This is a genomic window from Ensifer sp. NPDC090286 (genome assembly GCF_044769565.1).
Lineage (GTDB): Bacteria > Pseudomonadota > Alphaproteobacteria > Rhizobiales > Rhizobiaceae > Ensifer.
Genome location: NZ_JBIVYF010000001.1, coordinates 1,475,846 through 1,500,357 on the forward strand (window position 1 = coordinate 1,475,846; position 24,512 = coordinate 1,500,357).

Here is a 24,512-nt window from a genome sequence, read left to right on the forward strand (position 1 = left end):
TGCCGCAAGGGAAAGCCCCGGCCGGCTCAACTTTTCATATTAGAAAGAGGCAGAAACAGTCGAAAAAAGTGCAACGCTTTCGGCCGAGACGCGATCACGCTCACGCACTCGCGGAACGGCGCGACTCTTCCGCCTCGCCGTCGCCGACGAGCACCGAGACGTCGGCCATGACCGGCGAAATCCAGGGGCCGCGGATCTCGGCAGCGCCACAGGCACGCGCGCAATCCGCCTCGCTCTCCTTCTCGACACCACTGACGGCGATCGAAAGCCGTAGCACCTGTCCGGTCTTGATCAGGCAGGCGAGCAACGCCACGCTGCGCTCGCTGCCATGTGCGGCACGAACGGCGGCGAGATCGACGGTCACCTGGTCGGGCTGCACGTCGGAGATCTGGTTCAGAGGCAGCGACGAGGCGGAGCCGCCGCCAAGCGCGACGCGAACGCCGAGCGCGCGCAGCCCCCGCAAGTTGTCGGTGACGATGACAAGATCGTCGGTCGAGACGCCCTCGGCGACCTCGATCGTCAACCGCTCCGGCGAAAGTCCGGCATCCGAAAGGCACCGTTCTACCTGCGTGACGAAATCGCGGTCGCGCAGCTGCGAGACGAAGGGTGCAATCGTCAGCCCCTTAGGGAAGTTCCAGCCGGCCGCCTGCCTGCAGGCAGATTGAAGCGCCCAGGCGCCAAGCGCCAGGGTGATCGCGCTCTGTTCCGGTGGCTCGAACGTTTCCGCGCCGATGACGCCGAGATGCGGATGCCGCCAGCGCAGCAGCGCCTGGAACCCGCCGATGGAGCCGCTTTCTATGCCGAGGATCGGCAGGAATGCGAGGAAGAACTCGTCCGCCTCGAAACCGCGCGTAAGATCGCGCTCGGCTTCCGCCCGCTGCCGAACGGCATGGCTCAGGGTTTCCGAATGGAAGGCATGGCTGTTGCCGCTGATCGCCTTGGCCTCGTAGAGTGCCAGATCCGCCCTTTTCAACACGTCGGATGTCGACTTGTCCGACCGCTCGATGAAGGCGATGCCGATGCTGCAGCCGGACGCGATGCGCGTCTCCCCGAGATCGAACGGCGCTTCGAACAGCTTCTCGACCCGCGTTGCGAGCATTTCGGCATCGGCTTGAGACGGCGCATGCGCAGCCGCAAGCACGAACTCGTCGCCGCCCAGCCGGTAGATCGTCGCCTCGCCGGCAAAGGCACGCCTGAGACGGGCGCCGAACAGCGCCAGCAACCGGTCGCCGGCGTCATGGCCCAGCGTATCGTTGATCACCTTGAAGCGGTCGAGGTCGAGAAGAAGCAGGGCATTACGGGCAAACGCGGTACCTTCTGCACAGAGCGCCTGGCTGATGTCGGCTTCGAGGGCTGCGCGGTTTGCAAGTCCCGTCAGCCTGTCGCGATGGACTTCGTTGCGCAGGCGGCGCTCGGCGCGCCGCGCGGCACGCAGCTCGAGTTCGAGCCGGCGCGAATAGCGCCAGCGATAGAAGGAGCCGCCGAGGATGAAAGGCATCGCGCCGGCTGCCAGCACGGCGGGAACGTCCCAGTGCGGCGCCATTTCGCCGGGAAGAGCGGTTCCACCGGCAAGCCACGCCGCAGAAACCAGAGCCCCCAATGCCGCGCCGGCAGCCGCAAATCGCTGCTCGGGCTTCGGCAGAAACGTACTTAACATCATGTCGACGCCCCCCGTATGTGAGGAGGTGCTAGCACGTCAGGGTTTAATGAATTCTTATGGGTGAAAAATTGTAGATTTGAGCTCCGGAGACCGGCCCGGCCCTTGTGGAAAGCCCGTCATCAAAGTGTAGCCGAGTCACTTTAGAAGCGCCTAAGTTTCAACTGGATGACCGGCAGAGATGAATGAACTCGCTCCCGACGTAGGCTTTGGCAGAAAAAATCCGAAGCTGAAAAACGCCCTGCTCCAGCACAAGACCTTCTCCCTCGCAGGCCTCTCGGAACGCCTCTTCGGCCTGCTTTTTTCGGGCCTCGTCTATCCGCAGATCTGGGAGGATCCGATCGTCGACATGGAGGCGATGCAGCTGACCCCGGAAAGCCGGATCGTCACCATCGGCTCCGGCGGCTGCAACATGCTGACTTACCTGTCGGCCGGCCCGCGCAGAATAGACGTTGTCGACCTCAATCCGCACCACATCGCGCTCAACCGCCTGAAGCTCGCGGCTTTCCGCCATCTGCCGAGCCACAAGGACGTTACGCGGTTTCTCGCGACCCAGGGCACGGCGAGCAACGTCCAGGCCTTCGATCTCTTCCTCGCGCCGAAGCTCGATACGGCCACGCGCAGCTACTGGAACAGCCGCGACATGACCGGCCGCCGGCGCATCGGCGTCTTCGGGCGCAACATCTACCGCACCGGCCTGCTCGGCCGCTTCATTGCAGCCAGCCACCTGCTTGCCCGCCTGCACGGGGTCAACCCGGAAGACTTCGTCCAGGCGCGATCCATGCGTGAGCAACGCCAGTTCTTCGACGAGCGCCTGGCGCCGCTCTTCGATCGCCCCGTCATCCGCTGGATCACCGGGCGCAAGAGCTCGCTGTTCGGCCTCGGCATCCCGCCGCAGCAGTTCGACGAGCTCGCAAGCCTGAGTGCCGAGAAGTCGCTCGCCGCCGTGCTGCGCCATCGCCTGGAAAAGCTCACCTGTCATTTCCCGCTGCGCGAAAACTACTTCGCCTGGCAGGCCTTCGGCCGCCGCTACCCGCTGCCGCATGAGGGCGACCTGCCGCCCTATCTCGACGCTGGCGCCTATGAGGCGATCCGCAACAATGCCGAGCGCGTCGAGGTGCATCACGCAAGCTTCACCGAGCTCCTGGCCGGAAAATCCGCCGGCTCCGTCGACCGCTACATCCTGCTCGACGCACAGGACTGGATGACCGACCAGCAGCTGAACGACCTCTGGACCGAGATCACCCGCACGGCGGATGAAGGTGCCGTCGTGATCTTCCGCACGGCGGCGGAAGACAGCATCCTGCCCGGCCGTGTCTCCCCGGCCCTGCTCGACCAGTGGGACTACGACGCCGAAACCGCGCTGCGGCTCGGCGCTGATGACCGCTCCGCCATCTATGGCGGCTTCCACATCTACCGCAAGAAGGGCTGAAACGTGCAACAGGCCGGGATCTCCCACGCGCGGCGCATGGACCACATGTACCGCTATCAGCGGCACTTCTACGATCTGACGCGGAAGTACTATCTCTTCGGCCGCGACACGCTGATCCGCGAAATGAACCCGGCCTCCAGCGCCTCGGTGCTTGAGGTCGGGTGCGGCACCGGCCGCAATCTGGCGCTGATCAGCCGCTGTTTCCCCTCGGCCCGCCTGTTCGGGCTCGACATCTCCCAGGAAATGCTGACCTCGGCCGATGCGAAGCTCAACCGCGGCGGCAACAGGCGCGCCACGCTCCGCGTCGCCGACGCGACGGACTTCAACCCGGCGATTTTCGGCGAAAGCGGTTTCGACCATATCGTCATCTCCTATTCGCTGTCGATGATCCCCGATTGGCAAAAGGCGATCGACGCGGCGATCGCAGCGCTGAACCCGGGCGGTTCGCTGCACATTGCCGATTTCGGCCAGCAGGAACGCCTGCCAACGAGCTTCCGCCGGGCGCTGCACGGCTGGCTCAACCGCTTCCACGTGACGCCGCGCGAGCGGCTTTTCGACGTGTTGCGCGAGAAAGCCCGCGAAAATGGCGCCGATCTCGAGCGCCGCGCCATCGGCCGCGGCTATGCCTGGCTCGCCGTCTACCACCGCCCTTCCGTGGCGATCGCCGCCTGAGGCGGCAGGCCATTTGGGCAAGGTCTCGCACCCGGCCTGACGTCGGCCTGTCCAGCGAGCGCCGAAACCACCTGGTTTTCGGCGCTTTTTAGCTTTTCGACCGTCCGCAATTCCCGCTTGAGCTAACTCAATTTTTACGATGATATGGTGAAAATGAGGTTCACGCCTCACTGGGGAAATCACCGACAGGGAAGCCATCGTGTGAGGCAGGATCATCGATCGTCTCTAGACAGGAAAATCATGCGCCGGCTTCTCCTGGCTCTGCTGCCTCTTGCCACCCTTCTTTCGGGCTGCTCGTCGACCGACTATGACCTGATGCAGACGGCTTCGATCCCGCCGCGCTTCCAGGACACCGACCCGCAGAACTTCGGCACACGCACGCCGCAGCACCACAACATCCACGGCATCGACGTCTCGAAATGGAATGGCGATATCGACTGGATGAAGGTGAAGAACTCCGGCGTCTCCTTCGCCTTCATCAAGGCGACCGAAGGCAAGGATCGGGTCGATACGCGCTTTGCCGAATACTGGCAGAAGGCGCGCGCCGCCGGCATCCCCTATGCGCCCTATCACTTCTATTACTTCTGCTCGACCGCCGACGACCAGGCCGACTGGTTCATCGCCAACGTGCCGAAGAGCGCGGTCTACCTGCCGCCGGTTCTCGACGTCGAGTGGAACGGCGAATCGAAGACCTGCCGCCACCGCCCGACACCGGACGAAGTGCGCGTCGAGATGAAGCGCTTCATGGACCGGCTCGAGGCCCATTATGGCAAGCGCCCGATCATCTACACCTCTGTCGACTTCCACCGCGACAATCTTGTCGACCAGTTCAAGGAACATCACTTCTGGGTGCGCTCGGTCGCAAAGCATCCGGGTGAGGTCTATGTCGAGCGCCGCTGGGCGTTCTGGCAATATACCAGCACGGGGGTCATCCCCGGCATCGACGGCGCCACCGATATCAATGTCTTCGCCGGCTCGGCGAAAAACTGGAAGAACTGGGTCGCTGCGGTCTCACAGCCGAAGCAGGACTGACATTCCTGCCGATAGCTGCTGCAGGAAAACCCATTTTCTTCTTTCGGTCATAATGCTCTGAAAGAGCAACGACAGATTTCGTAGCGATTTGATTGCCCGTGGCGGTGCGAGGCGCCCCACGGCAAAGAAAGGAATTTCATGATGACCCGCACAGCCCGACGCGCGCTTGCCTCCGTCGCTCTTCTGGCGCTGACCGCATCGGGCGCTGCGGCCCAGACCGCAGCCTCGACAGGCGCGAAGGCGGCATCCCCGGCCGTTGCCTGCGGCGGCGATCTCGGCGCGTTCCTGCAGGGCGTGAAGGCCGAGGCGATCGCCAAGGGCGTTCCGGCCGACGTCGCCGACCGGGCGCTCGCCGGTGCCGCCATCAATGAAAAGGTGCTCAGCCGCGACCGTACCCAGGGCGTCTTCAAGCAGACCTTTACCGAATTCTCCAAGCGCACCGTCAGCAAGTCGCGCCTCGATATCGGCCAGCAGAAGATGAAGGAATATGCCGACGTCTTTGCCCGCGCCGAGAAAGAATTCGGCGTGCCGGCACCCGTCATCACCGCCTTCTGGGCCATGGAGACCGACTTCGGCGCCGTCCAGGGCGACTTCAACACCCGCGATGCGCTGGTAACGCTGTCGCATGATTGCCGCCGCCCGGAAATGTTCCGCCCGCAGCTGATCGCGGCGATCGAGATGGTACAGCATGGCGACCTCGACCCGGCAACGACGACCGGCGCCTGGGCCGGCGAGATCGGCCAGGTGCAGATGCTGCCGGAAGACATCATCGCCTATGGCGTCGACGGCGATGGCGACGGCCACGTCAACCTGAAGAAGAGCTCGCCCGACGCGATCCTGACCGCCGCCAAGTTCATCCAGAGCCTCGGCTACAAGGCTGGCCAGCCGGTAATCCAGGAAGTCAGCGTCCCCGAAGAGCTCCCCTGGGAAAAGACCGGCCTGCAGCCGGGCATGAAGGCCAGCGACTGGTTCGCGCTCGGCGTCAAGCCGCGCAACGGCGACACCGCGTTCGGCAACCTTGAAGCCTCGCTGGTACTGCCGCAGGGCCGCAAGGGCGTGGCCTTCCTCACCTACCCCAACTTCAACGTCTATCTCGAATGGAACCAGTCGTTCATCTACACGACGTCTGCCGCCTACTTCGCGACCCGCCTCGGCGGCGCGCCGACCTATGAAGGTGGCAACCCGGAGCCCGGCCTCGACGACACCGGCATGAAGGCGCTGCAGACGAAGCTGCAGACGCTCGGCCACGACGTCGGCAAGATCGACGGCATCCTCGGTTCCGGCACCCGCGCGGCACTCCAGAAGGAGCAACTCCGCCTCGGCCGTCCGGCCGACGGCTGGGCGACGCTCGAACTCCTGAACGCGCTCTAAGCCCGAACCGCCGTTTAAAAATCATGGCCCCGGAGATCGGATCGATCTCCGGGGCTTTTTCATTCTGCGGCGACCGGCCGGATCCCGATCGATGAGAGCTTGCCGGCCGGCCCCGATCATGTCCCTTCACGATCGCCGCAAGAACCGGGTGGTTCCGCCGGACGTGCCGGGCTATGTATCGTGTGTCGAAGCACAACCGATCCGGGAGCGGTACCCAGGCGCTTGCGCCACGGCGTCCACCCGGCGGTGGAAGACTGACGGCCAGCACACAATCAGCACGGATAGGCATCACCATGAATGCGCGAAGCACCGTCGATGGCAATCAGATGAACATCGGGACCTGGGGGCTGCTTGCCCTGCTCGGCCTGATCTGGGGCGGATCGTTCTTCTTCGCCCGCGTTGCCGTCGCGCATGTGCCGCCCTTCACACTGGTGTTCCTGCGCCTGGGCCTGGCGGCGCTCGCGCTGCATATTTATATTCGCGGCCGCTTCGGCATGTATGAGGCACTGGCCGGACGCTGGCGCGAATTTGCGCTGATGGGGCTGATCAACAACGCCATTCCGCATGCCTTCATCTTCCTTGGACAAACCCATATCGGCGCCGGGCTGGCGGCGATCCTCAACGCCACGACCCCGGTCTGGACGGTGATCATCGCCAACATGGCGACCGAGGACGAGAAGCTGAGTTCCGCCAAGATCGCCGGCTGCCTGCTCGGGCTTGCCGGCACCGTCGTCCTGATCGGGCCGAGCGCCGTTGCCGGTCTGTTCGGCACCACCAGCAGCGTGCCGCTCTGGGCGCTGCTGCTGCCGGTGCTTGCCGCCATCAGCTACGGTTTTGCGGCGACCTACGGCAAGCGCTTCCGCAATCTCGCCCCTCCCGTGACGGCCGCAGGCCAGTTGACCGCCTCGACGCTGATCGCGCTGCCCGTCGCCGCCTTTACCGACACGCCCTGGCTCTTGCCGATGCCGCCCGTCGAGGTGATCCTGTCGATCCTAGGCCTGGCGCTGGTCTCGACGGCCTATGCCTACATCCTCTATTTCCGCATCATGCGCGCGGCCGGCGCCACCAATGCCTCGCTGGTCACGCTGCTGGTGCCGCCAAGCGCGATCCTGCTCGGCTACCTCTTTCTCGGCGAGACGCTGCAGGAGGCCGATTTTGCCGGCATGGTGCTGATCGCCCTTGGCCTCGCCGTGCTCGACGGTCGGATCCTGCGGTTCAGGCGGGTCGCCTGACACCTGGTCGCGGTCGAATCCGAGAAAAGACCAGACGCCTGGAATGCTTCGCACCGCGTGAAAAGGAAGTGTTTTGCGGGGAATCGACAGCCGATTTTCGTCCCGCTCCGAGCCACTCACGCACGGTTACAAACGTTTATATTAACCTTGCCGAAGCGATTGTGAAAAAAATGTGGCGGCCAAGAAACTTAAATAAAATCAGAACTATAGGCCTGTGAATAAGGCGGCGCCGGCTCACGCATTTCGCACTGCAGCACAAGTTTCCCTTTAACGTGTCGTGATTTCGCCCTATGTTTTAACGCGTTAACGCAGGGAGGGTCTTCCATGGGCCTTACACATTCGCTGAATGTCCTCATGATCAGTGCAGCGTTCGTATTCGTGGCCACGATGCTCTTCATCTGAGGAGCGGCCGCTGAGAGTCCAAACCGAATAGGGACTTAAATTTCCGGGAAACCATTTTGCAGCACCAAGCCAGTTAGACCGCCAGAGAGCTTAAGGTCTAGACGCTGCGACAAACGAGAAGGCGCCTGAAGATCGATCTTCGGGCGCTTTCCTTTTGGTGGATGCTGTAGCGAGCGGCGCGTTGCTGCGCCCCGCAGCCGATCAAGCCTCAACGGGCATGGCCCCATATAAAGCGCCACGGCGATCCTTGAGGCCTGCCAGGACGCGAGGGCGCTTTCGCAGGCACGCGCAAGTTCACGGAGCGGCCCGCGCCCGTCGCAAAAGTGCGGGCGAAGGTCAGGCGGCCGCGCCGGCCGCCACCATCAGCGGTGCATCGATCGCGCCGGCTGCTTCCACGGCGACCCGTTCGAAACCGACGAGATCCAGCACGGCTGTCACCAGCGGCGTGCGGTTCATCGTATAGATATGGAAGTCGCGCACGCCGCGCCGGGCGAGATCGACGATCTGCTCGGCGGCGATGTGGGTCGCCTCCTTGAAGCGCTCGACCGGCTGGTCCTCGAGATGCACCAGCCGCGTAACGATCGCCTCCGGCACGGTGGCGCCACAGAGGCCGGCAAACTTCTGCACCTGCGCCAGATTGTTGATCGGCAGGATGCCCGGAACGATCGGGATGTTGACGCCGGCGCGCCGCACCCGTTCGAGGTAGCGCTCGAAATCGTTGTTGTCGAAGAAGAACTGGGTCAGCGCGCGGGTCGCGCCCGCATCGACCTTGCGCTTCAGCATGTCGATGTCAGCGGTCACGTCAGGGCTCTCCGGGTGCTTCTCCGGATAGGAGGAGACGGAAATCTCGATGTCGTCGCCACGCGCACGGATCGCCCGCACGAGGTCGGTGCTGCTGGCATAACCCTCGGGGTGAGGCTGGTAGGTGCTGCCGATGCCACCGTGCGGATCGCCACGCAGCGCCACGAAATGGCGGACGCCGAAGCTGAGATACTCGTCGATCACCGCATCGACTTCCGCCTTCGGCGCGCCGACGCAGGTCAGGTGCGCGGCGGTATTGGCAAAACCGCTTTCCGCGATCAGCCGCCTGACCGTCGTAAGCGAACGCGCCTTGGTCGAGCCGCCGGCGCCGTAGGTGACGGTGATGAAGGCCGGGCCGAAGACCGAAAGGTCGTCTGCCGTCTGGAAGAGCTGCGCTTCCATTTCGTCGGTCTTGGGCGGGAAATATTCGAAGGAGAGCCGGAGATTGCCGCGTTCGGCCGGGTAAAGCGTCTGTGCCGTCATATTCATACTCCCCCCGCCTGGACACGCGGCCGCGGCGTTTCATTCTCGTTCACGGCCCGCCGATCACGCGCGAGCCAGATCGTCACCGTCAGTTTTCCATCATTCGCCCCCTCAGGCGAAAGATCCGTGGTCTTTTCGAGCACAAGGCCAGCCTTCGCCAGCCAATCGGCCATCGCCTGGTGCGAGAAGCCGAGGCGCGCATGGGCGTGCTCGTCGCGCAGATGCTCAAGCCCATGCGGCGCGAAGTCGATGATGACCAGCCGTCCGCCCGGCATCAGCATGCGCGCGGCTTCCGCGATCGCCGCCTCCGGCTCCTCGAGGAAATGCAGCACCTGGTGAATGGTGACGAGGTCGAAGGTCTGGCCGTCGAGCGGCAGGTTGAAGATGTCGCCATGGCGGATCGACGCCTTGGTGATGCCGGCGCGGTCGAGATTGGAGCGCGCCACCGCGAGCATGTCGCGGCTGGCGTCGACGCCGATGCCGCGGCGATAGAGGCCCTCGAAGAGCTGCAGGATGCGACCCGTGCCGGTGCCGAGGTCGAGCAGGCTTTCAACGGGCTCGTCGCCCACCATTTCGCGCAGCTTCGCCTCGACGTCGCGCTCGCTGACATGCAGGCGGCGAAGCTCGTCCCAACCGGCGGCGTTGCGGCTGAAATAGGCCTGCGCCTTTTCCGACCGCGCCTTCTTCAAGGTGGTGAGCCGGGCCGCGTCACGCGCAAGCACCGCGTCGTCGGCCGAAGCGGAAGCCAGCATCGCCCGCACGAGCCCGACCCGGGCACCGTCCTGACGGAGGCGGAAATAAGCCCAGGCGCCCTCCTGGTAGCGGTCGATCAGCTCGACCTCCGCCAAGAGCTTCAGATGCCTGGAAATGCGTGGCTGCGATTGGCCGAGAATTTCGGTAAGATCGGTGACGGTCAGATCGCCGGCGGCGAGAAGCGCGACGAGACGCATGCGGGTCGGCTCACCCGCCGCCTTCAGCACGTCCACCAACGCATCCAGACCCAGTTCTCTCTGCAGAGCCATAGCGATCCCCATCAACACATAAAGATATGTTTATGTGATTTGCGGTGGTGACGCAAGCAGATTTGCGCGGAGAGGCCAAACAATGGCGCTGGCGGAACAGATGCTTGTGCATGGACGCCATGCGCCACAAGCGATGCTTCAGGCGGCGCGTCAGGAGGCCTGCACGGCCGTCTCAACAGGTCTGCTTCACTATCCGAAGAAGGGCAACGCCACTCACTCGTGACAGACTTGAAGCCTTCCGGTGGGAAGCAACGCTATCCGGGCCTCTGCCCGCCCCAGGCACGCCGCGCCCTGTTTGGTTACCCGCGTCCCCACACCGCCACAAAAGCCCGCAAACGCCCTGCTCGCGTCCGGCATCGGGACGGCAACTGGAGAGCGGTTCGCTACACCTCCGGAGCGTCCTGCAGGTGCGGCCAAGGCGCGGCCGCGGTGACACGAACCTTGTACGCAAACAGTCCTTGGCCGGCCTCGCCTCGCGAACGGTGGCAAAGGAAAACGGGCGAAGCCTGCGCCTCGCCCGTTCCTTGAACAGTTGGTGCAGCGCCCGCCTTGACGGACGCCGCATGCCCCAGCGCCGCAACATGGCGGCGCCGACCGCGTGTTAGCGCGTCAGGCGCTTGTAGGTAACGCGCTTCGGGTTGACCGAATCCGGGCCGAGGCGGCGGATCTTGTCCTTCTCGTAGTCTTCGAAGTTGCCTTCGAACCATTCGACCTGGCTGTCGCCTTCAAAGGCGAGGATGTGCGTTGCCAGGCGGTCGAGGAACATGCGGTCGTGGCTGATGATAACGGCGCAGCCGGCGAAGTTTTCGAGCGCGATTTCGAGCGCTGCCAGCGTCTCGGTGTCGAGGTCGTTGGTCGGTTCGTCGAGCAGCAGGACGTTACCGCCGGCCTTCAGCATCTTGGCGAGGTGAACGCGGTTGCGCTGACCGCCCGAGAGGTTGCCGACCTTCTGCTGCTGGTCGCCGCCCTTGAAGTTGAAGGTCGAGCAATAGGCGCGAGAGTTCATCTCGTGCTTGCCGAGCTTGATGACTTCGGCACCGCCGGAGATTTCTTCCCAGACGGTCTTGTTGCCGTCGAGCGCGTCGCGGCTCTGGTCGACGTAACCAAGGTGCACGGTGTCGCCGATGCGGATCGAGCCGCTGTCGGGCTGTTCCTGGCCGGTGATCATGCGGAAGAGCGTCGTCTTACCGGCGCCGTTCGGGCCGATGATGCCGACGATGCCGCCCGGCGGCAGCTTCAGCGACAGGCCGTCGATCAGCAGGCGATCGCCATAACCCTTGGTGACGCCTTCCATCTCGATGACCACCTGGCCGAGACGTTCGCCGACCGGGATGATGATCTGGGCGTCGCCGGGACGCTGGTTTTCTGCCGCGTTGACCAGTTCGTCATAGGAACGGATACGCGCCTTGGACTTGGCCTGACGGGCTTTGGGGCTGGATGCGATCCACTCCTGTTCGCGGGCGATCGCCTTCTGGCGGGACGCCTCTTCGCGGCCTTCCTGCTGCATGCGCTTGGCCTTGGCGACGAGGTAGGCGGAGTAGTTGCCTTCGTAAGGAATGCTGCGGCCGCGGTCGAGTTCGAGGATCCAGCCGGTGACGTTGTCGAGGAAGTAGCGGTCGTGGGTGATCATCAGCACGGCGCCCGGATATTCGCGCAGGTGCTTTTCGAGCCAGGCGATCGTCTCGGCGTCGAGGTGGTTGGTCGGTTCGTCGAGGAGCAGCAGGTCCGGCTGCGAGAGCAAGAGCTTGCAGAGCGCGACGCGACGCTTTTCACCGCCCGACAGGTTGGTGACTTCCGCGTCGCCCGGCGGGCAGCGCAGCGCTTCCATGGCCATCTCGACCTGGCTTTCCAGATCCCAGAGGTTCTGGCTGTCGATGATATCCTGGAGCTTGGCGCCCTCTTCCGCCGTCTCGTCGGAATAGTTCATCATCAGTTCGTTGTAGCGGTCGACGATCGCCTTCTTCTTGGCAACGCCTTCCATGGCGTTTTCAAGCACCGTCTTCGTCGGATCGAGCTGCGGCTCCTGCGGCAGGTAGCCGACCGTGGCGCCTTCGGCCACCCAGGCTTCGCCGGTGAATTCCTTGTCGAGGCCGGCCATGATGCGCAGAACCGTCGACTTACCGGCGCCGTTCGGGCCGAGGATACCGATCTTGGCGTCCGGGTAGAACGACAGATGAACGTTCTCGAGAACCTTCTTCGCGCCGTAGGACTTATTAAGCCCGGCCATATGATAGATGAACTGACGTGCCATGAGGGAATGCTCCGCAGGGATAAGGAAATTTGCCCGCTATGTAGGCGAATTAGTGGAAGGGGGCAATGATCAAAGGCATCCGCCCCCGCCTATCCCAAAACGAACACCCCAATCGGCACGCCCGGCATGCCGCACCGGGGAGGCGCCACAAGCCGGCTCCGTGAAGGCCGCGCCTTAAGCGCTGACATGCCCAACCGGGCGAAACGCCCTACCCGCGACCGGCGGTATCGGCGATACCCTTGGCGCACTTGAACTCGGTCGGCCCCGCCGCGTGGATCAGCGGCCCGAGGGTCGGCGCCGTCATGACGTCGCCGGTGAGCCCGATCGTCAGCCCGGTGATGATGCTGCGGCCCTGAACCGTCTGGCAGCGCATGCGCACCCGGTCGCCGGCGCCAGCGCCAAAGCTCTGGTCGAAGGCCTGCTTGATCGTCGCCTCATCGAGTTCCGCGCCGACACGCTGGCGGAAAAGTGCCCCGACCGCCGAGCGGTTGAGTTCTTCCAGCATGCGCAGTTGGACCGAGAAATAGTCGTCGACCGAGCCGCTCTGGCAGGTACCGCTTCGCAGCCACTGGTGCCGGTCGAGACCGGACTGCACGCCCGGCATGGCGATGAGCAGCCGCGCCGCCGTGTCGTCGGCCATGGCAAGCTTCGGCAACTCCAGCCAACTGCCCTTGCGGTCGGTCGCCCGCACCTCGGCCGCCACCCCGCAATAGCTCTTGCGCAACGGCCACAGGCCGTGCAGCGAGAGGTTGGTGGCATCGAAGCGTTCCGCCGTCTGGCTCTCGCATTCCTTGCGCTGCGGCCGTGTCTCGCAGAAACCGGGCTGCCAGCTGACCGCCAATACATATTGGGTTCGGCTCGCAGTCCCTTCGGTAGCCCCTTGATCCGCACTTTCCTCACCGGCAGCAAAGGCGGCGGGCGCAAGCAGCAGCACCAACGCGGCCACGATGCCCGCCAAAGAACCCGACATCGCTTTAAAGAAACTCATCATGGCATCCTCCCGCGAAAACAAAACAGGAACGAATATCGCTCAAAACGGGAAAATTGCAACTCCTAATGCGCTTGCCGTCAAATCGCTTGTGACCTCATGCGCAACGATCAACAAGCGACGATTGCCTTTGCCGTGCAAATCGATTTGAAATCGCTGAGGTCTGTCGATTGTTTCCGGGAGTAGAGATGTTCGGGCAGGTGAAGACGCATCAAAGCCCGACCGGTGCCAGCTTGAGCTGGCGCCACGTGCCGGCGACCGCCGATGCCTGCGGCATTCTTCTCTTGAGCCATGGCCTAAGTGAACATTCCGGTCGTTATGCCCGCTTTGCCGAAGCGATGGCCGGCTACGGCTTCCACGTCTATGCCCACGACCATCGCGGCCACGGCGCAACGCGCGCGCCCGACGCGCCGCTCGGCATGTTCTCCAACCGCGACGGCCTCGACAAGGTGTTTGCCGATATCCGTGCCATTCGCGCGATCGCGACCGCCGCCCATCCGGGTCTGCCGGTCATCCTCTTTGGCCATTCCATGGGCGGGTTGATTGCGCTCAACGCCGCCGAGGCCGATCCCGGCCTCTATGACGCGCTCGCCGTCTGGAACTCCAACTTCCGTCCGGGCCTTGCCGGCCGCGGCGGGCAGGCGATCCTGAAGATCGAAAAGGCGCTCAAGGGATCTGACGTGCCGAGCCCGCTCCTGACCAAGCTCACCTTCGGCATGTGGGGCGGCGCGATCAAGGATCGCAAGACCGATCTCGACTGGCTGTCGCGCGACGATACCGAGGTCGCGAAGTACGCCGCCGACCCGCTGTGCGGCTCCGATGCCACAGTCTCGCTCTGGCTCGACCTCTTCCGACTGTCCTTCGATGGTCCCCGGCCCGAGCGGCTGGCGCGGCTGAAGAAAGACCTGCCCATCCATCTCGTCGGCGGCAGCGCCGACCCGTCGACCGAGATGGGCAACGCCATCCGCTGGCTCGGCACGAAGATGAAGGCGGCGGGCCTCAGAGACGTTACCGTCACCGTCTATGACGGCATGCGCCACGAAACGCTGAACGAAATCGGCCGGGAAAAGGCGACGGCAGACTTTGCCGCCTGGTGCCTGCGCGCCGTCGCAGGGCGGCACTGACCGGAATTATCATGGCCGACATGTCGCTTCCCAGGATCGCCGCAGACCACAACCGCATCTCCTTCGGGCTGACGCTGATGGTGTTCTCGGTGTTGCTGTCGCCGCTGATCGACATCTTCGCCAAGCTCGCGATCGCCACCGTCCCGTCAGCCGAAATCACCGCCGTGCGCTTTCTGCTGCAGGTCGTCTTCATCCTGCCGATCGTGCTTGTCCGTGGCAGCCTGTTCGATCTCACCTGGAAGAAGACCGGTCTGCACGCGTTGCGCGGCGGGCTTCTGGTCGTGACCATGCTCTCCTTCATCACCACGCTGAAGGTCATGGAGGTCGCCGATGCGATCGCGATCTTCTTCGTCGAGCCGATCATCCTGACGATCCTCGGCAGCATCTTCCTGAAGGAAACCATCGGCTGGCGGCGCTACACCGCCTGCGGCGTCGGCTTCTTCGGCGCGCTGCTCGTCATTCAGCCGAGCATGCAGGAAGTCGGCTGGATTGCGCTTTTGCCTGTTGTCGCCGCCTTCGGCCTTGCCGTGTTCCTGCTCGTTACCCGCATGGTGGCGCAGAACGAGGACCCCTGGTCGATGCAGTTTCACGCCGGTGTCTGGGGCGCGCTCTTCTGTCTCGTGCTGCTCTATTTCGGCGAAGGCACCGGCTCCGGCATATTCGATCCGGTCTGGCCGGAAGGTTACACCTGGTATTACCTGCTCGGCGTCGGCGTCACCGCCACCATATCAGGCGTGCTCGGCGTCTATGCCTATCGCGCTGCGCCGGCTTCCGTGCTGGCGCCGCTGCAATATCTCGAAATCGTCTCTGCCACGATCTTCGGCTGGCTCGTCTTCGGCGACCTGCCCGACGCACTGAAGTGGCTCGGCATTGCCATCATCATCGGCTCCGGCCTCTACATCATCTGGCGCGAGCGCCGCGTGCACAAGGACACGAGCGTCGCACCGGTGTCGCCAGCCATCTGACAACAAAGCCAACTGAAAACAAAAGCCAATCTGAAAACAAAGAAAGACCATCGGGAGGAATATCATGAAAACTGGAGGTCAGCTCATCGTCGACGCGCTCGTCGCCAACGGGGTGAAGCGCATCGCCTGCGTGCCGGGGGAAAGCTATCTCGCCGTGCTCGACGCGCTCTACGACACCGACATCGACGTGCTCGTCTGCCGCCAGGAAGGCGGGGCCGCGATGATGGCGGACGCCTGGGGACGGCTGACCGGCGAGCCCGGCATCTGCATGGTGACGCGCGGCCCCGGCGCCACCAACGCGTCGGCCGGCCTCCACGTCGCCAAGCAGGATTCGATCCCGATGATCCTCTTCATCGGCCAGGTGCAGAGCGAGGCGCGCGAGCGCGAGGCCTTCCAGGAAATCGAATACCGCCGCGCCTTTACCGAGGTCGCCAAATGGGTGGGCGAGATCGACGATCCCGCCCGCATTCCGGAATTCGTCACCCGCGCCTTCGCCGTCGCCACCTCCGGCCGCCCCGGCCCTGTCGTGCTGACGCTGCCGGAGGACATGCTGACGCGCAGCACAGAGGCGCCTGCCGCCAAGCCTTACCAGCCGGTCGAGAGCCATCCGGGCCCGGCACAGGTCAAGCGGCTCGGCGAAATGCTGAGCGCGGCCAAGCGTCCGATCGCCATTCTCGGCGGCACCCGCTGGACGGCTGCGAGCGTTGCTGAATTCCAGCGCTTCGCCGAACGCTGGAAGCTACCGGTCGGCTGCTCGTTCCGCCGCCAGATGCTGTTTGATCACCTGCACCCGAACTATGCCGGCGATGTCGGCATCGGCATCAACCCCGCTCTGGCAAAAGAGGTCAAGGAAGCGGATCTGGTTTTGCTTATCGGCGGCCGTTTCTCCGAAATGCCGTCCTCCGGCTATACGCTGATGGACAGCCCCTACCCGCGCCAGACGCTGGTACATGTGCATCCCGACAGTTCCGAACTCGGCCGCGTCTACCGGCCGGAACTGGCGATCGCCGCCAGCCCGCGCGACTTTGTCGCCGCGCTTGAAGGCCTTGCACCGCCAAGCGAACCGAGCTGGTCGGAGCGCACCGAGATCATGCACGCCGCCTATCTCAAGTGGTCGACCCCGCCGGAGACGGGCCCGGGCGCCGTGCAGATGGGCCCGATCATGAACTGGATCGAGGCGAATGTGCCGGAGGATACGATCTTCACCAACGGCGCCGGCAACTACGCCACCTGGGTGCATCGCTTCCACCGCTTCCGCCGTTATGCCACGCAGGCTGCCCCCGCCTCCGGCTCGATGGGTTACGGCCTGCCGGCCGCGGTTGCGGCCAAGCAGCTGCATCCGGATCGCGAAGTCATCTGCTTTGCCGGCGACGGCTGCTTCCTGATGCACGGGCAGGAATTCGCGACCGCCGTGCGCTACCGCCTGCCGGTCATCACCGTCGTCGTCAACAACGGCATCTACGGCACGATCCGCATGCACCAGGAGCGCGATTATCCCGGCCGCGTCAGCGCCACCGACCTCACCAACCCGGACTTTGCAGCCCTTGCCCGCGCCTATGGCGGCCATGGCGAGACGGTCGAGAAGACGGAAAAGTTCGCCGACGCATTCCTGAGGGCGCGCGCCAGCGGCAAGCCGGCGATCATCGAGATCAAGCTCGATCCCGAAGCGATCACCCCGACGCGCACGCTGACGGATATCCGCAACGGCTAATTACGCCTTGCTTGCTTGAGAAGGGTTCAATCACGGCGCAGACGCGCCGTGGCTGGATTCCTGTGACAAGCACAGGAATGAGGGTTGCGGGTGGGCTGGCGACAAGGCGCTATTTGGAAGAAATACTGTCTGCGCTTAATCCAAGCCCGGCATTAAAGAGCATGCAGATAGTGCGAAATGTCCAGCCATTCAGGGTTGGACTCTTCGATCAGATTGAGCTTCCATTTGCGCGGCCACTTCTTGATCGTCTTCTCTCGCGTAATTGCTGTGGTCAGCAAGTCAAACTCTTCGAACCAGACGAGTGTTTTGACACCATACCTCGACGTAAACCCCGGCGTCAGCTCGTTTTGGTGATCGTAGAGACGTCCGGACAGGTCGCGCGTCACGCCGACATACAGTGTGCCGTTTCGTTTGGATGCCAGTATGTAAATGTAACCTTTCACACTGCCAAAGTTGCAGCATCTCCGATGCTGCTTCAAGCCTAGATTGCAACCCCCCAGAGTACGCAAAGTACTCCCCTCATTCCTGTGCTTGTCACAGGAATCCAGTTGCGCCGTGTCCACGGCGCAGGGACATGAGACGTTTGCCGCGACCAACCGTCGGCCTACTCCAGCCACTCGGTCGAAAACGCACCGGCCTCGTGCAGGTCGGTCGTCTCCAGCCGTCCCGGCCCGAGGTTCTCGAACTTGTGCGGCACATTGGCCGGCGCCACGACGATCTGGCCGGCCTCGGCATCGATGGTCCGGTCGCCGACGGTGAAGCGGGCGCGGCCGACGCGCACGATAAAGGTTTCGGGATAGGGATGGCGGTGCAGTTTCGGCCCGTAGCCGATCTCATCCGTTGAAACGAAGATCACCGAGAGGCCGGCGCCATAGGCGCCGCCCTCGAATTCGCCCTTCCAGGCGTCGGGCTCGTCTGCCCATTGCGCGCGCGTAACGAGATGCGCTTCGGCCATGCCGATCCTCCACTGTCAGATGGAACGATGTGGCCGAGCGCGAGAGTTTAGATTTTGCGTGGCTCAGCCGCGGATATGCTGGGTCTGCTGGTAGACGGCCGTCGAGCGCGCACCCGAGCGGCAATAGCCGAGCATCGGCCGCTGGAACTCGTCGAGCGCGTCGACCATGCTCTTCACGGCATCGGCGGTCACGCCCATCGGGCCGACCGGAATGTGCTTGGTTTCGATGCCCAGTTCTTCGGCGCGCGCGGCAATGGAATCAAAGGTCGGCTGGTCCGGCGCCTCGAAGTCCGGGCGGTGGCAGACGATGGACTTGAAGCCGAGCGCCTTGACCTGGTCGAGATCCTCGACCGTGATCTGGCCGGTGACCGAGTATTCGTCGTTGATCTGGCGGATGTCCATGGTCGTCTTCCCTAAGGCAATTTTCTCGGCCTCTGATGTAGGCGCAGCCTCCGCTCCCGTCAATCAAAAGCCGCAGGCGTCGAGACGGCCGATCAAACAACCGAGAAGGCGACGGCATAGCTCCGCGCCTCCCCCGGCGAAAGCGGAACCAGTTCGCCGGCCGCAGCCAGTTCCGGCCGCTTGGCGATCCGGTGCGACACCGGTTCGATGCTGATCACATCCGCCGTGCCGCGCTGGCAGCGCCACATCTGCAGGAAGGGCAAAGTATCGGCCCGGAACCGCACCTTCAGGTTTCGCCCGGCGAGACCGTCAAGGCCTGCAAGCGTGACCTCCGACCAGCCATCGGAACCGATGGCCGCCGGCAGGCAGAAATGCGCGCTCTCGCCCGTGCCGAAGCGCCACGCGCTCTTACCGCCCGCAAGCGACGCGCTGACGATACGGGTCTCCTCCCCGAGCAGCCGGCCGCCGATGTTGAGGTGGTACATCATCATTGGTGGAAAGGCGGTGACGCCGGAATTGACGACGCGATCCTCGAGCACCACTTCGTGCCGCGCGGCATCGATCCGCCAGCGCCGCTCGACGCGAGCCTGCCCGCCACCCGCAAGCGCCACATCGATCGTCGCCGTACACTCGGCCCCGTCGCCCGCCATCTCCGTATGGCTGACCGCAGTCCCGGCCAGTGACCCGTGCAGCGGATAGCGTGCGCCCTCCGCGCCACCTTCGATCGCCTCGGGGTGGCGGATATGGTCCGGCCCGCAGGTAAAGAGAAAGCCGACGAGCGCCCGGTCGATCCTCGGGTCGCCATCGGACGGGATCGCAGCACCCGGCGACAGGTCGACGCCATCGACGACAAAGGCGGCGATGTCGAGCGCCGAAAGCCGGTCGAACAGCACATGATTTTCCTGGGGCTCCTGAGGTTCTCTCAGCGTTTTCAGCATGTCCTCTTCCTCAAATCGGCCGCAGAATCACTGCAATCACAAAGAGATGATAGCTGAGGAGAGGCGCAATTCACCGGTTGAAGCCCGGCATTGCACCGCCTAGATAGAATTTAACTGCTTGTTCATGATGAGTTCATTTTTTTCACATTAACGTCGAAATCGAAATGTACCGCGCCACATTCACTACAATGAAAACAGGTTCTCTCGTGACGTCAGCGACCCGCACAGGCCTCTCGCTCCTCGCCGCAGTCGGCTTTCTTGCCGTGGATCTGACGGCCGCCTTCGCACAGGACTATCGCGGCTACAATCGCTATGGCGAAGACGTCATGCTGGTCACGCCCGATGGCGAGATCCTCGACTATGTGCCCCGCTCCGACGAAGTGCAGACGATGCGCGACAGCCGCGGCCGCACGCTTCTGATCGACAACTGGGGCAATGTGGTCGCAACCGTCGTGCCCAACAATCGTGGACGTCAACGCGACTACGGCGGCAACCGCCAAGGCGACTATGGCGGCTACCGCCGCCAGGGTGACGTGGATATCTATTCCAACCGGCGCTACCGGGAAACCGAGCGCGGCTACGGGTACTCCGAACCCGGCGAGGTCACCACCGGCTCGATCCCCGACTATCGCGACGTCGTTCCGCCGTCGACCGACGGCAACGAGCTGCCGAACAGCCTGCCCGGCCTGATCGACGGCACGCAGGAAGCCTCGATCGATCCAAACGTCAGCAGCCCGGCCGGCCCGTCGATGCCACCGGCGATTTCGGTCAAGTCGAAGTCGCGCGCCGAGATCACCGCACTGCAGGTCTTCCTCGACCGCGAAGGCTTTTCGCCGGGTGTCATCGACGGCAAGATGGGCTCGAACGTCACCAAGGCGATCGAGGCCTGGCAGCAGTCGACAGGCGAAACGCTCGACCCGAACAACACCGACGACATTCTCGAGCGGCTGCGCATGAGCGGCGGCATGCCGATCACCAGCTACACGATCACGGCTGCGGACGCCGCCGGCCCCTATGTCGCATCGATCCCCGAGGATTACGCCCACAAGGCGCAGCTTCCGCACATGTCCTTCACCTCGACGACCGAAATGCTCGGCGAGAAGTTCCACATGGACGAAGCGTATCTGCGCGAGCTGAACCCGGGCGTCGATTTCACCATTCCCGGCACCATCATCAAGGTGATCAACCCCGGCGCCAACAAGACCGGCAAGGTCGCCCGCATCCTCGCCGACAAGGCGCGCAAGCAGGTGCTGGCCTATGACGAAGCCGGCAAGCTGATCGCCGCCTATCCGGCAACGATCGGCTCGTCCGACACGCCGTCTCCGTCAGGCACGGTCAATGTCGAGCGCATCGCGCTCAATCCGGGTTACACCTACAATCCGAAGATCAACTTCAAGCAGGGCAACAACGACAAGGTCCTGACCCTGCAGCCCGGCCCGAACGGCCCCGTCGGCACGGTCTGGATCGCGCTTTCGAAGCCCACCTACGGCATTCACGGCACGCCGGAACCCTCAAAGATCGGCAAGACCCAGAGCCATGGCTGCGTGCGCCTGACCAACTGGGACGCGACCGAACTTGCCAAGATGGTGAGCACCGGCGTCACGGTCGAGTTCGTCGACTGACGAACCGGCCGCCGCCCTCAGGCGGAGCGTTGTTTTTTTGGCATTTTTTGCACGTTTCCCCCAATTGGGTGAGTGACTTCGCGTCTGCAGCATAGATGATGGGGTTGCCTGGTTGACCATCCACGACAAGGCACTCTTGTTAAATGTCTTTGTGCCGACCCGTCGGCTAAATCGTTTCAGACCTATCCATTTACGAAGACCGCAGCTGCCGACGACCCAGCTGCGGTTCTTTTTCAAGCGCCGGCTGCAACACCCCGCTCCCGCCCTCCCCGTCCATCATGACTTCATGAAACATTGTCATGAGAATTTTTCCGGCAATCGGCTATCACCGGATATCTCTATGACAATGGCCGACCTGCGGCCGCACTTGAAGGATGGCCTGAATGGCGACGGAGCGCACCCTGCCCAACCTCTGGCATGCGACGGCACCGGCCGCCCCTGAGACCAGGCCTCTCGGCCAGGACCTGACGACCGATGTGGCGATCATCGGCGGCGGCTTTACCGGCCTTTCCGCAGCACTGCACCTGGCCGAAAAAGGCGTGAAGGCAACGGTCATCGAAGCCAAGATGATCGGCTTCGGCGGCTCCGGCCGCAATGTCGGCCTCGTCAATGCCGGCATGTGGGTGAAGCCCGACGACCTGATCTCGACGCTCGGCCCCGAGGCCGGCAACCGGCTGCTGACCGAGCTCGGCGACGGACCGTCGATGGTCTATGCGCTGGTCGAAAAACACGGGATCGTCTGCGAAGCGGTGCGCAACGGCACGCTGCACATGGCCGTCGGCAGCGAAGGCGTCACCGAGATCAAGGACCGCGAAGCGCAATGGCAGAAGCGCGGCGCCCCGGTCGAGGCGCTCTCGGCCGAGCGCGCGCACGCGCTCACCGGTGCTGAAGGCTTTTCCGGCGCCCTGCTCGATCGGCGCGCCGGCACCATCCAGCCGCTCGCCTATGCCCGCGGGCTTGCCCGCGCGGCGCTTGCCGCCGGCGCCGAGATCTACACCGACACGCCATTGACGGGCGCCGAGCGCCAGGGCGACAGCTGGGTGCTGAAGGCCGGCAACAACGTGGTGCGCGCCAAGCAGGTGATCCTTGCCACCAACGCCTATGGCGGTCTCTTCGCCGAAAGCCCGTGGCAGGCGCACACGCAGGAACTGACGATCCTGCCCTATTTCCAGTTCGCCACCAATCCGCTGCCGGACTCGGTCGCCAAGCGCATCCTGCCGGAACGTCAGGGCACCTGGGACACCGGCCTCGTCATGACCTCCTTCCGCATGGACCAGCAGAACCGGCTGATCTTCGGTTCGATCGGCCGCCTCGACGCGTTGGCCGAAGGTACGCATCGCGCCTTTGCCGCCCGCTCCGTGCGCAAGCTCTTCCCGTTCCTTGGCGATTTCCGCTTCGAATACTGGTGGGACGGCCGCATCGGCATGACCACCAACAACCTGCCGGCCATGCACACGCTCGCCGAGAACGTCGTCTCCGTCAGCGGCTACAACGGCCGCGGCATCGCACCGGGCACCGTCTTCGGCCGCGCACTTGCCAACCTTGTCACCGGCGAAACCTCGGCGATCCCGCTCGCCGAAACGCCTGTTACGCCCGACACCTGGCGCACGGTGAAGTCCGCCTTCTACCACGCCGGCGCCCAGGCCAAGCACTTCATCGACCGGCGGTTTTAAGGCGACCCTCAATCTTGAAGGCCAAAACCGCTTGCGATTTGAGATCAGTCGGCGTAGCCTGAACTGATCGCACATCGCAAGCAGACCCGTGTGAACGCGCCATTCAAGACAAGGAACTGGCCATGGCTAAGCTCGTGTTCGGAATGAACCAGTCGCTGGACGGCTACGTCGACCACATGGAGTTTGCGCCAAGTCCCACGCTCTTCCGCCACTTCATCAAGGAGGCCGAACAGCAGACGGGCAGCCTGTACGGACGCCGCATCTACGAAATCATGCGCTATTGGGATGAAGAGTATCCTGAGTGGGATGCCGACAGACAGGCCTTCGCAGCGGCGTGGCGGAAACAGCCGAAATGGGTCGTCTCGCGCTCGCAGCCATCCGTCGGCCCCAATGCCCGGCTCATCGACGGTGATCTTGGCGACGCAGTGCGCAAGCTGAAGGCCGAACACGACGGCGAGATCGAAGTGGCCGGCCCCGTCCTGGCGCACAGCCTCACTGAGCTTGGGCTGATCGACGAGTACCGGATCTACCTGCACCCCGTCGTCCTTGGTCGCGGCAACCCCTATTTCGCCGGCCCGCGCCCACGGCTTCGCCTGATCTCTCATGACCGGATGGGCGAGGATGTGGTGAGGCTGGCTTACGTTCCGGCTTAGTCTTGCGACGAACCTTTCCGAAAAGCAAAACGCCCCGGACCATTCCTGACCCGAGGCGTTGCGGCAAACCAGGCCGCCGCATGCCGAGCCGACCAGGCCGCTGGCAGAGAAGCCAAAATCGTTGGACAGTGGCCCGACTAAAGGTTCTCCTGATAAAACGGGATAAGCCTGGCGAGAGCGATGGCGACAGGCTCGGGCTTGTCGTAGAGATCGTAGTGTGACCAGCCTTCAGCGACGACAAGCTCTTTCTTTTTAGAGGCGGCCCGCTCGATGATTTCGCAACCATCGCGATACGCGCCGAAGGCGCCGACCTGATCTCCGACGACCACGCAAAGCGGCTGCGTCAAAAGCACTTCGGCGAGGTGGAAGGCGTCCCATCCGACGGCGGCGGCCTGATGTGACAGAAGCGAGCGGTTCAGCCCATTTGGCTTCTGTCCGCGCGTTGTGCGGTAGTAGTCGGTTGCCTCCAACGGATCCCGGTCGGTGACGCCCGCCGCGCGGGCCTGCTCCACCGAGGGCGCAAGCAGGTCATCGACGTGGAGGGTCTCCCCCCGCGCTTCGGCTGTTCGCTGTTTCGCCATTCTTTCCATCGCGCCAATCGGGTCGAGGCGGGTAAAGTTGCCCCGCATCAATCGACCGTAGTTTGCACCCGTCACCGTGCCAACAGCCTTGATCCGGCGCTCGGTCATGGCAGCGTTGATGGAATAACCGCCGCCGCCGCAGATGCCCAGCACACCGATCCGCTCCTCGTCGACATAGGGCAGCGTCACGAGATAATCGACGACGCGACGGAAGTCTTCGACGCGCTGCACGGGGTCCTCGATGGAGCGAGGCTCACCACCGCTCGCCCCCTGGAAGCTGGCGTCGAAGGCAATGACAATGAAGCCTTCCCTGGCCAGGGCGAGAGCATAGACATTGCCCGAGGTCTGCTCCTTGCAACTCCCAATGGGGTGGGCGCTGATGATGGTGGGATACGTCTTGCCCTCGTCGAAATTCGGCGGAAAGTGGATATCGGCGGCAATATCCCAGTACATGTCTTTGTTTCTGAAACTGACAGTCTTCATCTGTTGCCTCCTCATTTCAGTTCGGCCTGCGCTGGTTGGCCGCGGCATCGTTTGTTTATGGC

The 24,512-nt window shown here is 63.6% G+C and carries 21 protein-coding genes; 11 read left to right on the plus strand and 10 right to left on the minus strand.

Annotated elements, in window-relative coordinates; all coding sequences use genetic code 11:
* Window positions 1-100: 100 nt before the first annotated feature.
* On the minus strand, window positions 101-1,660 hold the full coding sequence (locus ACIQUG_RS07395; RefSeq protein WP_402319147.1) for a putative bifunctional diguanylate cyclase/phosphodiesterase: 1,560 nt from the start codon (window positions 1,658-1,660) through the stop codon (window positions 101-103).
* Window positions 1,661-1,838: 178 nt separating this feature from the next.
* On the opposite strand from ACIQUG_RS07395, the gene ACIQUG_RS07400 reads away from it, so the two are divergent.
* The 5 genes from ACIQUG_RS07400 (at window position 1,839) to ACIQUG_RS07420 (ending at window position 7,396) form a co-directional block, all read left to right on the plus strand.
* Window positions 1,839-3,089 carry a DUF3419 family protein gene (locus ACIQUG_RS07400; RefSeq protein WP_402319150.1) on the plus strand — a complete coding sequence of 417 codons (1,251 nt, stop codon included), beginning with the start codon at window positions 1,839-1,841 and terminating at the stop codon, window positions 3,087-3,089.
* 36 nt (window positions 3,090-3,125) lie between these two features.
* A complete protein-coding gene (locus ACIQUG_RS07405) occupies window positions 3,126-3,761 on the plus strand; it encodes a class I SAM-dependent methyltransferase (RefSeq protein WP_402320607.1) in 636 nt (211 codons plus the stop codon).
* A 240-nt stretch (window positions 3,762-4,001) separates the two neighbouring features.
* The gene (locus ACIQUG_RS07410) at window positions 4,002-4,793 is read left to right on the plus strand and encodes a GH25 family lysozyme (RefSeq protein WP_043615848.1); all 792 of its coding nucleotides are present in this window, start codon (window positions 4,002-4,004) and stop codon (window positions 4,791-4,793) included.
* Between the two features lie 141 nt (window positions 4,794-4,934).
* Window positions 4,935-6,164 (plus strand): lytic murein transglycosylase, encoded by a 1,230-nt coding sequence (locus ACIQUG_RS07415; RefSeq protein WP_402319153.1) that lies wholly within the window; start codon window positions 4,935-4,937, stop codon window positions 6,162-6,164.
* Window positions 6,165-6,457: 293 nt separating this feature from the next.
* Window positions 6,458-7,396: a DMT family transporter gene (locus tag ACIQUG_RS07420; protein WP_402319155.1), complete on the plus strand. Its 939-nt coding sequence runs from the start codon at window positions 6,458-6,460 to the stop codon at window positions 7,394-7,396.
* A gap of 738 nt (window positions 7,397-8,134) precedes the next feature.
* On the opposite strand, the gene metF is transcribed toward ACIQUG_RS07420, so the two are convergent.
* The 4 genes from metF to ACIQUG_RS07440 all read right to left on the minus strand — a co-directional run bounded on the left by metF (window position 8,135) and on the right by ACIQUG_RS07440 (window position 13,343).
* Window positions 8,135-9,082, minus strand: coding sequence for a methylenetetrahydrofolate reductase [NAD(P)H] (gene metF, locus ACIQUG_RS07425; protein WP_402319158.1), 948 nt, complete (start codon window positions 9,080-9,082; stop codon window positions 8,135-8,137).
* A gap of 2 nt (window positions 9,083-9,084) precedes the next feature.
* Window positions 9,085-10,104 carry a metalloregulator ArsR/SmtB family transcription factor gene (locus ACIQUG_RS07430; protein ID WP_043615837.1) on the minus strand — a complete coding sequence of 340 codons (1,020 nt, stop codon included), beginning with the start codon at window positions 10,102-10,104 and terminating at the stop codon, window positions 9,085-9,087.
* Between the two features lie 601 nt (window positions 10,105-10,705).
* Complete coding sequence (gene ettA / locus ACIQUG_RS07435; protein ID WP_043615834.1) at window positions 10,706-12,355, minus strand: energy-dependent translational throttle protein EttA; 1,650 nt, start codon at window positions 12,353-12,355, stop codon at window positions 10,706-10,708.
* 208 nt (window positions 12,356-12,563) lie between these two features.
* Window positions 12,564-13,343: a ribonuclease T2 gene (locus tag ACIQUG_RS07440; RefSeq protein ID WP_402319163.1), complete on the minus strand. Its 780-nt coding sequence runs from the start codon at window positions 13,341-13,343 to the stop codon at window positions 12,564-12,566.
* Between the two features lie 188 nt (window positions 13,344-13,531).
* Here ACIQUG_RS07440 and ACIQUG_RS07445 point away from each other — a divergent pair, with 188 nt between their 5' ends.
* The 3 genes from ACIQUG_RS07445 (at window position 13,532) to ACIQUG_RS07455 (ending at window position 17,143) form a co-directional block, all read left to right on the plus strand.
* Window positions 13,532-14,467, plus strand: coding sequence for an alpha/beta fold hydrolase (locus ACIQUG_RS07445; protein ID WP_402319166.1), 936 nt, complete (start codon window positions 13,532-13,534; stop codon window positions 14,465-14,467).
* A gap of 20 nt (window positions 14,468-14,487) precedes the next feature.
* Window positions 14,488-15,432: a DMT family transporter gene (locus tag ACIQUG_RS07450; protein WP_402320610.1), complete on the plus strand. Its 945-nt coding sequence runs from the start codon at window positions 14,488-14,490 to the stop codon at window positions 15,430-15,432.
* 64 nt (window positions 15,433-15,496) lie between these two features.
* Window positions 15,497-17,143, plus strand: coding sequence for a thiamine pyrophosphate-binding protein (locus ACIQUG_RS07455; RefSeq protein WP_402319169.1), 1,647 nt, complete (start codon window positions 15,497-15,499; stop codon window positions 17,141-17,143).
* Between the two features lie 152 nt (window positions 17,144-17,295).
* On the opposite strand, the gene ACIQUG_RS07460 is transcribed toward ACIQUG_RS07455, so the two are convergent.
* From ACIQUG_RS07460 to ACIQUG_RS07475, 4 genes are all read right to left on the minus strand, one after another.
* Window positions 17,296-17,586, minus strand: a complete 291-nt coding sequence (locus ACIQUG_RS07460; protein WP_402319172.1) for a GIY-YIG nuclease family protein — start codon at window positions 17,584-17,586, stop codon at window positions 17,296-17,298.
* Between the two features lie 161 nt (window positions 17,587-17,747).
* Window positions 17,748-18,098, minus strand: a complete 351-nt coding sequence (locus tag ACIQUG_RS07465) for a cupin domain-containing protein (protein WP_402319175.1) — start codon at window positions 18,096-18,098, stop codon at window positions 17,748-17,750.
* Between the two features lie 63 nt (window positions 18,099-18,161).
* Complete coding sequence (locus ACIQUG_RS07470; protein WP_043615821.1) at window positions 18,162-18,500, minus strand: TIGR01244 family sulfur transferase; 339 nt, start codon at window positions 18,498-18,500, stop codon at window positions 18,162-18,164.
* 92 nt (window positions 18,501-18,592) lie between these two features.
* On the minus strand, window positions 18,593-19,438 hold the full coding sequence (locus ACIQUG_RS07475; protein WP_402319179.1) for a DUF4432 family protein: 846 nt from the start codon (window positions 19,436-19,438) through the stop codon (window positions 18,593-18,595).
* 164 nt (window positions 19,439-19,602) lie between these two features.
* Here ACIQUG_RS07475 and ACIQUG_RS07480 point away from each other — a divergent pair, with 164 nt between their 5' ends.
* The 3 genes from ACIQUG_RS07480 (at window position 19,603) to ACIQUG_RS07490 (ending at window position 23,386) form a co-directional block, all read left to right on the plus strand.
* On the plus strand, window positions 19,603-21,060 hold the full coding sequence (locus ACIQUG_RS07480) for a L,D-transpeptidase family protein (protein ID WP_402319182.1): 1,458 nt from the start codon (window positions 19,603-19,605) through the stop codon (window positions 21,058-21,060).
* A 383-nt stretch (window positions 21,061-21,443) separates the two neighbouring features.
* Window positions 21,444-22,733 carry an NAD(P)/FAD-dependent oxidoreductase gene (locus ACIQUG_RS07485; RefSeq protein ID WP_402319185.1) on the plus strand — a complete coding sequence of 430 codons (1,290 nt, stop codon included), beginning with the start codon at window positions 21,444-21,446 and terminating at the stop codon, window positions 22,731-22,733.
* 122 nt (window positions 22,734-22,855) lie between these two features.
* A complete protein-coding gene (locus ACIQUG_RS07490) occupies window positions 22,856-23,386 on the plus strand; it encodes a dihydrofolate reductase family protein (protein ID WP_402319188.1) in 531 nt (176 codons plus the stop codon).
* A 137-nt stretch (window positions 23,387-23,523) separates the two neighbouring features.
* Here the strand turns inward: ACIQUG_RS07490 and ACIQUG_RS07495 are convergent, their stop codons facing one another.
* Complete coding sequence (locus ACIQUG_RS07495; RefSeq protein ID WP_402319191.1) at window positions 23,524-24,450, minus strand: alpha/beta hydrolase; 927 nt, start codon at window positions 24,448-24,450, stop codon at window positions 23,524-23,526.
* Between the last annotated feature and the right edge of the window lie 62 nt (window positions 24,451-24,512).

Coding starts and splice junctions, on each gene's coding strand:
- ACIQUG_RS07395 (WP_402319147.1), bottom strand. CDS start 1,660: ATGATGTTAAGTACGTTTCTGCCGAAGCCCGAGCAGCGATTTGCGGCT.
- ACIQUG_RS07400 (WP_402319150.1), top strand. CDS start 1,839: ATGAATGAACTCGCTCCCGACGTAGGCTTTGGCAGAAAAAATCCGAAG.
- ACIQUG_RS07405 (WP_402320607.1), top strand. CDS start 3,126: ATGGACCACATGTACCGCTATCAGCGGCACTTCTACGATCTGACGCGG.
- ACIQUG_RS07410 (WP_043615848.1), top strand. CDS start 4,002: ATGCGCCGGCTTCTCCTGGCTCTGCTGCCTCTTGCCACCCTTCTTTCG.
- ACIQUG_RS07415 (WP_402319153.1), top strand. CDS start 4,935: ATGACCCGCACAGCCCGACGCGCGCTTGCCTCCGTCGCTCTTCTGGCG.
- ACIQUG_RS07420 (WP_402319155.1), top strand. CDS start 6,458: ATGAATGCGCGAAGCACCGTCGATGGCAATCAGATGAACATCGGGACC.
- metF (WP_402319158.1), bottom strand. CDS start 9,082: ATGACGGCACAGACGCTTTACCCGGCCGAACGCGGCAATCTCCGGCTC.
- ACIQUG_RS07430 (WP_043615837.1), bottom strand. CDS start 10,104: ATGGCTCTGCAGAGAGAACTGGGTCTGGATGCGTTGGTGGACGTGCTG.
- ettA (WP_043615834.1), bottom strand. CDS start 12,355: ATGGCACGTCAGTTCATCTATCATATGGCCGGGCTTAATAAGTCCTAC.
- ACIQUG_RS07440 (WP_402319163.1), bottom strand. CDS start 13,343: ATGAGTTTCTTTAAAGCGATGTCGGGTTCTTTGGCGGGCATCGTGGCC.
- ACIQUG_RS07445 (WP_402319166.1), top strand. CDS start 13,532: ATGTTCGGGCAGGTGAAGACGCATCAAAGCCCGACCGGTGCCAGCTTG.
- ACIQUG_RS07450 (WP_402320610.1), top strand. CDS start 14,488: ATGTCGCTTCCCAGGATCGCCGCAGACCACAACCGCATCTCCTTCGGG.
- ACIQUG_RS07455 (WP_402319169.1), top strand. CDS start 15,497: ATGAAAACTGGAGGTCAGCTCATCGTCGACGCGCTCGTCGCCAACGGG.
- ACIQUG_RS07465 (WP_402319175.1), bottom strand. CDS start 18,098: ATGGCCGAAGCGCATCTCGTTACGCGCGCGCAATGGGCAGACGAGCCC.
- ACIQUG_RS07470 (WP_043615821.1), bottom strand. CDS start 18,500: ATGGACATCCGCCAGATCAACGACGAATACTCGGTCACCGGCCAGATC.
- ACIQUG_RS07475 (WP_402319179.1), bottom strand. CDS start 19,438: ATGCTGAAAACGCTGAGAGAACCTCAGGAGCCCCAGGAAAATCATGTG.
- ACIQUG_RS07480 (WP_402319182.1), top strand. CDS start 19,603: ATGTACCGCGCCACATTCACTACAATGAAAACAGGTTCTCTCGTGACG.
- ACIQUG_RS07485 (WP_402319185.1), top strand. CDS start 21,444: ATGGCGACGGAGCGCACCCTGCCCAACCTCTGGCATGCGACGGCACCG.
- ACIQUG_RS07490 (WP_402319188.1), top strand. CDS start 22,856: ATGGCTAAGCTCGTGTTCGGAATGAACCAGTCGCTGGACGGCTACGTC.
- ACIQUG_RS07495 (WP_402319191.1), bottom strand. CDS start 24,450: ATGAAGACTGTCAGTTTCAGAAACAAAGACATGTACTGGGATATTGCC.